This is a genomic window from Deltaproteobacteria bacterium, from assembly GCA_020845775.1.
Taxonomy (GTDB): Bacteria; Bdellovibrionota_C; UBA2361; order SZUA-149; family JADLFC01; genus JADLFC01.
Genome location: JADLFC010000099.1, coordinates 1 through 5,763, shown reverse-complemented (window position 1 = coordinate 5,763; position 5,763 = coordinate 1). Strand labels below are relative to the sequence as shown.

General features: G+C 44.7%; 6 protein-coding genes. 5 read left to right on the top strand and 1 reads right to left on the bottom strand.

The features are described from left to right. The first annotated feature begins 26 nt into the window (after window positions 1-26). Both atpC and IT291_06250 read left to right on the top strand, forming a co-directional pair. Window positions 27-449, top strand: a complete 423-nt coding sequence (gene atpC, locus IT291_06255; GenBank protein MCC6220823.1) for an ATP synthase F1 subunit epsilon — start codon at window positions 27-29, stop codon at window positions 447-449. Window positions 450-455: 6 nt separating this feature from the next. Continuing rightward, entirely contained in the window at window positions 456-1,244 is a 789-nt protein-coding gene (locus IT291_06250) for an SDR family NAD(P)-dependent oxidoreductase (protein MCC6220822.1), read from the top strand. Here IT291_06250 and IT291_06245 read toward each other — a convergent pair. Beyond that, a complete protein-coding gene (locus tag IT291_06245) occupies window positions 1,238-1,837 on the bottom strand; it encodes a hypothetical protein (protein MCC6220821.1) in 600 nt (199 codons plus the stop codon). The two genes, IT291_06250 and IT291_06245, sit on opposite strands and share 7 nt — an antisense overlap. 260 nt (window positions 1,838-2,097) lie before the next feature. Here IT291_06245 and IT291_06240 point away from each other — a divergent pair, with 260 nt between their 5' ends. Genes IT291_06240 through IT291_06230 form a run of 3 tightly spaced genes read left to right on the top strand, consistent with a single transcriptional unit; the run spans window position 2,098 to window position 5,419 of the window. Next, the gene (locus IT291_06240) at window positions 2,098-3,186 is read left to right on the top strand and encodes an ATP-binding protein (GenBank protein MCC6220820.1); all 1,089 of its coding nucleotides are present in this window, start codon (window positions 2,098-2,100) and stop codon (window positions 3,184-3,186) included. Continuing rightward, window positions 3,174-4,388 (top strand): cysteine desulfurase, encoded by a 1,215-nt coding sequence (locus tag IT291_06235; GenBank protein MCC6220819.1) that lies wholly within the window; start codon window positions 3,174-3,176, stop codon window positions 4,386-4,388. The genes IT291_06240 and IT291_06235 overlap by 13 nt, the downstream gene beginning before the upstream one ends. A 20-nt stretch (window positions 4,389-4,408) precedes the next feature. Beyond that, complete coding sequence (locus IT291_06230; protein MCC6220818.1) at window positions 4,409-5,419, top strand: ferrochelatase; 1,011 nt, start codon at window positions 4,409-4,411, stop codon at window positions 5,417-5,419. The last annotated feature ends 344 nt before the right edge of the window (window positions 5,420-5,763 follow it).

Below are 5,763 nucleotides of genomic sequence, written 5' to 3'. Positions count from 1 at the left end.
TTAGCTTCGGCGGAGATTATACGTAGATGGTGTCGCCACAATTTCAGCTTAGGATTTGTACGCCGCGCGGCGAATTATTTAGTGGATTAGTAACAGAGGCCATTCTTCCTGGATTGGATGGAGAGGTAGGGGTGTTGGCGGGACATAAAAACTTCATAGGTCTTTTGGGCACAGGGGTTTTAAAGTTGGTGAGAGATGGGGATGATTATTGGTTTATGTTAAGTGTTGGGGTTTTTGAAATGCGTGGCGGCGCTTTGACAGTTTTAGCAGAAATTGCCGAACCCGCTAGCGAAATAAATAACCAATTAAACGCCGAAAGGGTTAAGGAGCTAGAGAGTAGTATTTCTAGCATGAGTTCCTATCTAGATGATTATGCTCAACTAAAAGTTGAGTACGACAGAGCAAGTGCGCGCCTTGAAGCTTATCGGCGAACTCATCTAGTCAATTAATAAAAAATGGACAATTCAGAGGAGCCAATCTTGAGGTCGCTAGTCGGTCGCAAGGTTTTGGTGACAGGTGCGGGAACTCGCATTGGTCAGGCCATTGCCATTGCCCTGGCGCGGGATGGCTGCGATGTCATAGTTCACTACTGCACGAACCGCGCAGGTGCGGAGGAAACTGCAGGGAAAATTAAGAGCTACGGCAGGCAAGCCGTTTGTTTTTCGGCGGATTTTCGTCAATTTGAAAGTATTAAAGATTTAGTAGACAAGTCCGTTCAGGTTTTTGGCGGGTTGGACGCTTTAGTAAACAGCGCTAGTGTGTTTCCTTTAGCAGGGCGTAGAGATGGAGAAAGTGACTTGTCGCACGAGACGATTGAATCTTGGAATTTATCTCTCGATGTAAATGCACGTGCACCGTTTTTTCTCATACAACACGCCTCTCCGTTTCTAAAAAAAAGCACTGACGGCTGTGTGATAAATATCCTCGACACTTCCGTATCCGATCCTTTCGTTTCGCGCGCGTCTCACAGCGTAAGCAAAGGTGCCTTGGCTAGCATTACAAGACTTGCTGCTAAAACATTTTATCCAAAAGTTCGCGTAAACGGCTTAGAATTAGGTCATATACTGCCGTCGCCCGATATGTCGGCAGAAGAGATAGCTCAACAAAAATGGGGCGGTGTATCAAATGTAGCCGAAGCAGTTATTTTCTTGCTAAAGAACGGTTTTATGACGGGCGAGATTCTTCGCATGTGCGGCGGAAAATTATTGTTGGGCGACAGGACAGCAACGGTATCTGCTCAGTGAATTGTCACGTTGTCACTGGGCGGCTTTTTTATCTCGGCGAAAAAAACTTTTAATGAACTAAGCAAATCCTTTTCGTTTTTTTCTAGCTGGCTTTTTATTTGAGCAATTTTTTGAGAATAATCTTTTTTACTCCAGGAGGGGAGCTCTTTGCCAGCCAGTTCTCGCTTGTTAGAAACTTTTCTAAACGCCTCGTCCGTCTTGAGTAATAGCAACTGAATTTCTGCGCGCTCTAATAGTAAGTGTTCAATTTTCGGCAGAATAGCAATACTCCCGCCTATTTCCTCGGCAGCTATTAGGCAACGACTAAGGATTGTTTGGTTGTGATCCTTAGCCGCAGTAATGAGCTCGCGATTTTTACAGGCATCGAAGACAAATGCCTGCTCCAACACGCGCAATGCACTTTCGTATTGGTTTGCCTCTATAAAAACATCGGCCGCCATTATCTTGCTTTCCGCCTTGCGAAACCTTAAAAGATTTCTGCCTCCCTTTAGAATAACGGCGACTTCTCGAATTAGCAGATAAGCGAAATATGCAAGCAAGCATATACCAGCTATGCCAATAACTATTGCTACTATGAGGTTTATTAAAGACATTTATGTTAGAATCTTGCGACAGCCTGCCAAAATATTTTGATGACTATAATAGCCACATGGTACCGCCTCAAATAATATTATGCAAAGACTATAGAGAAGCAAAAAAACAAATTCATAATTAATAGTTTTAAACGTGACTATTTTCGTATATGCTAGAAATTAGTCGTGACTTTATTCACCTAAATCGAAAAACAGTTTCTTGTGTTTAGCTAACTATGCGATATTTAAGGACTAATATCGAAGCAGATCTTGCTCAGAAAATGGTGTTTTTGGGCGGCCCGCGGCAAGTTGGAAAGACAACCTTAGCTCTTTCTCTGCTAGGGCCAGATGCCAATGAAAGCCATCCTGCTTATCTAAACTGGGACGCTACGGAGGATAGGAGCAAAATACTAAAAGGCCAACTTCCTTCTAAGGGGAACTTGCTAGTTCTTGATGAGATTCACAAGTACAAGCCTTGGAGAAACTTTGTAAAGGGCCTGTATGATAAGCATAAGTCCACCTTAAGGATTCTAGTTACTGGCTCCGCAAGACTTGATTATTACCGCAAAGGCGGTGACTCACTACAGGGCAGGTACCATTACTTGCGCCTGCATCCCCTATCGCTGATGGAGATCGGCGGCGCAGCAAGTCTTAAAGATCTTTCGCTATTGCTTAAGTTCGGCGGATTTCCTGAGCCTTTTTATAAGGGAGAAGAGACTTTTCTTAGAAGATGGCAGCTAGAGCGAACAGAGCGGGTTGTGCGCGAGGATTTGAGGGATTTGGAAAACGTAAAAGAGCTTTCGCTTATTGAACTCCTAGCGGAGAGATTGCCAGCATGTGTTGGAAGCCCTATCTCGGTACAGAGCCTACGCGAAGATCTCAACGTTGCTCATGAATCAGTTGAGCGATGGATAAAAGTTCTCGAACGGCTTTATTTTTGTTTTCGCATTCCTCCATATGGCCCTCCGAGGATTCGCGCTGTAAAGAAAGAACAGAAACTCTATATGTGGGATTGGTCGCTGGTGGAAGAAGAAGGGGCCCGATTTGAAAATCTCGTTGCCTCCCAGCTCTTAAAATATTGTCACTTTAGACAGGATACTGAAGGGCACAAAATGGAGTTGAGATATATTCGCGATCGCAACGGTCGCGAAGTTGATTTCGTAGTTCTAAAAAAAGGAAAAGCGCTTTTTGCCGTTGAGTGCAAAATTAACTCTAAGACAGCTAGCCCACATTGCGCTTATTTTCGCCAGAGAACTGACATACCCTCCTTTTATCAAGTGCATATAGATGAGGGCGACTTTGGGCGAGCAGAAACGGACACCCGAGTGTTGCCGTTTGCGTTATTCTGTAGAGAGTTATGTCTGCCTTAAAAATGAGTGCCTTGCCATATAGACAAATGATTTACGCCGATTACAATTCAACAGCGCCGGTTTTAAAGAGCGTCGCTGAGGTTATGCAGCCGTATTTGGCTGAGTGTTTTGGAAACCCAGCAGCGGATTATTGCAGGCTAGGTGTTGTTGCAAGGGACGCCCTAGAAGAGGCTCGTTTAAATTTAGCGAGGCTGCTTTCAGCTAATGGCGAAGAGGTAGTTTTTTTAAGTGGGGGAACGGAGTCCTGTTTTCATGCCTTAATGGGTGCTTATCTCGCGAGGCCCGAAAAAAAACACATCATTACCTCTGCCGTTGAGCACGCGGCGGTTTTAAGAACAGTGGAGCTACTCGAGCGGCCACCTTTTAATTGCCAAGTTACCTATCTAGCGGTTGACAGGCACGGCGTAGTCTGTCTCGATGAATTAGCCAAGGCTATTCTGCCTAAGACCGGCATCGTTAGCATAATGCTTGCAAATAATGAGACGGGTGTCGTTATGCCAATTGCTAGAATTGCTGAGGTGTGCAGGCAAAGTGATATAGTATTGCATACTGATGCCGTACAAGCAGTTGGCAAGATGCCCGTAAACTTTCGCGAATTGGATGTTGATTTGCTAAGTGTGTCTGGTCACAAATTTGGCGCGCCTAAAGGCATAGGCGCACTGCTCGTTAGAGATGCTGCTTTGTGGAGGCCAGTGGTAGTAGGAGGAGGACAGGAAAATGGGCGTCGTGGCGGAACGCCAGCGGTAGCGTTAGCTGTGGGTTTAGGGCAGGCGGCCGTTAAGGCAGATGTGTTTTTAAGAGAAAATGGCGAGGAGAAGTCGTCGAGCGTTATCGAAGCGTTTGAAAGTTGTCTCAGAAAAGAGATTTCTGGATGTTTTATAAATGGAAGCGGTGCGACTAGGCTTTCAAATACGAGTAGTGTTGTTTTTGGGAATATCATTGCGAAACAACTTGTGGAAAATCTTAGTAGTAGAAATATAGTTATTTCAGCCGGAGCGGCTTGTAGTGCGGCGAAATTAGACCCTTCGCATGTGCTTAGAGCTATGGGGTTAAGCGATATGGAATGCATGTCTACAGCTAGAATTTCTTTCGGGCCAAACGCCACGCTAGATGAAGCTGTATCTTTAGCAAAGGCTTTAGCAGAAGAGGTCAACGCGCTGCGCAATGCCGCGAAGGACGAGGTTAGTAGGCGTTTATGCTAGGAGTTCGGAAGAAGAAGGAGATGCAGGCAATGGCAGGTAGCGCAAATCCAAAGCCATTTACGGGGGTTTTGTTGCTAAATATGGGAACTCCCGATGCGCCGACATATAGCGCCGTTTTTAGATATTTAAGAGAATTCTTGTCCGACCCACGCGTTGTTGAAAATCAGGGTTTAAAATGGAAGCTGCTTTTGTATGGAGTTATTTTGCCATTTCGCTCGCGGCGGTCTGCCAAGTTTTATCGAGAGATTTGGACAGATACAGGCTCGCCTCTACTAGTTAATACCAGATTGCAAGCTGAAAAATTGCAAGAAGTATTGCAGAGGGATTTAGCAAACGAATCTTTTAAGGTCGAATTTGCGATGCGATACGGCAATCCTTCAATCGCACAAGCTTTGGCACGCTTTCAATCTCTTGGCATTAGTCGCTTGTTAGTATTGCCACTGTATCCGCAGTATTCCGCTACTACGACGGCTTCGTGTTTTGACTTAGTCGTGGAGGAGTTGAAGAGATCTAGAAACATTCCAGAGTTTCGGATGAAAATGAGTTTTTTTGCTGACGAAAACTACATTGCAACGCTTTCTAAATCTGTTAGCGACTATTGGGCTAAGGATGGGGAGCCAGAAAAACTGCTCATTTCTTTTCATGGCTTGCCAAAAAGTTATTCCGATGCGGGAGACCCATATCTTCAACAATGCCAAAGAACTGCTTTTTTGTTAACGGAGAGCCTGTCGCTTGCTAAGGAGCGCGTAGAAGTTACTTTTCAATCGCGCTTTGGGCGGCAAGAATGGCTTAAGCCTTATACGGATGAACGGCTTAAAAGTTTGGCACGTAGCGGAGTAAAATCGGTGGATGTGATATGCCCAGGATTTACCTCTGATTGCCTAGAAACCCTGCACGAAATCGACAAGGAAAATCGCGAAATGTTTCTTCACGCCGGCGGAAGCAAGTTTCGTTATCTTAAGGCAGTAAACTATAGCGATAGTTTTATTGAGGTTTTAGGTGGCATGGTATTGCGCATGGCTGGTCGCTAAACGGATAAGCCGCCCTTTTATACCCTTTACAAAAAGCATTTTTGTAAAGGGTATAAAAAGCAAGTGCGTAAGCACTTGCCAATAAACAACAAATACCGTTTTTAAAAAGTAAAATATTTAACTTACTTTTTGAAAACGGTATAAAGGCGCGAAGCATGGTTAGCTTATCAGAGCTAGTAAGTGATGGCGTTACACAACCTAGATCTCACGGGAATCTTCTCGCTATCGCGGAAATAGCTGCCATAAATGCATCTTAGTTATATGGAGATAGATGTTGGCTAGTCATAATGGGGTTAAAGCCAGGTTTGCGGATTGCTCTGATGGATTAGTTGCACGGCCTTTTG

Excerpts from the sequence above, each read along its gene's own strand:
- IT291_06230 (MCC6220818.1), top strand. The coding sequence starts at position 4,409 with ATGCAGGCAATGGCAGGTAGCGCAAATCCAAAGCCATTTACGGGGGTT.
- IT291_06240 (MCC6220820.1), top strand. The coding sequence starts at position 2,098 with ATGGTGTTTTTGGGCGGCCCGCGGCAAGTTGGAAAGACAACCTTAGCT.
- IT291_06250 (MCC6220822.1), top strand. The coding sequence starts at position 456 with ATGGACAATTCAGAGGAGCCAATCTTGAGGTCGCTAGTCGGTCGCAAG.
- IT291_06235 (MCC6220819.1), top strand. The coding sequence starts at position 3,174 with ATGTCTGCCTTAAAAATGAGTGCCTTGCCATATAGACAAATGATTTAC.
- IT291_06245 (MCC6220821.1), bottom strand. The coding sequence starts at position 1,837 with ATGTCTTTAATAAACCTCATAGTAGCAATAGTTATTGGCATAGCTGGT.
- atpC (MCC6220823.1), top strand. The coding sequence starts at position 27 with ATGGTGTCGCCACAATTTCAGCTTAGGATTTGTACGCCGCGCGGCGAA.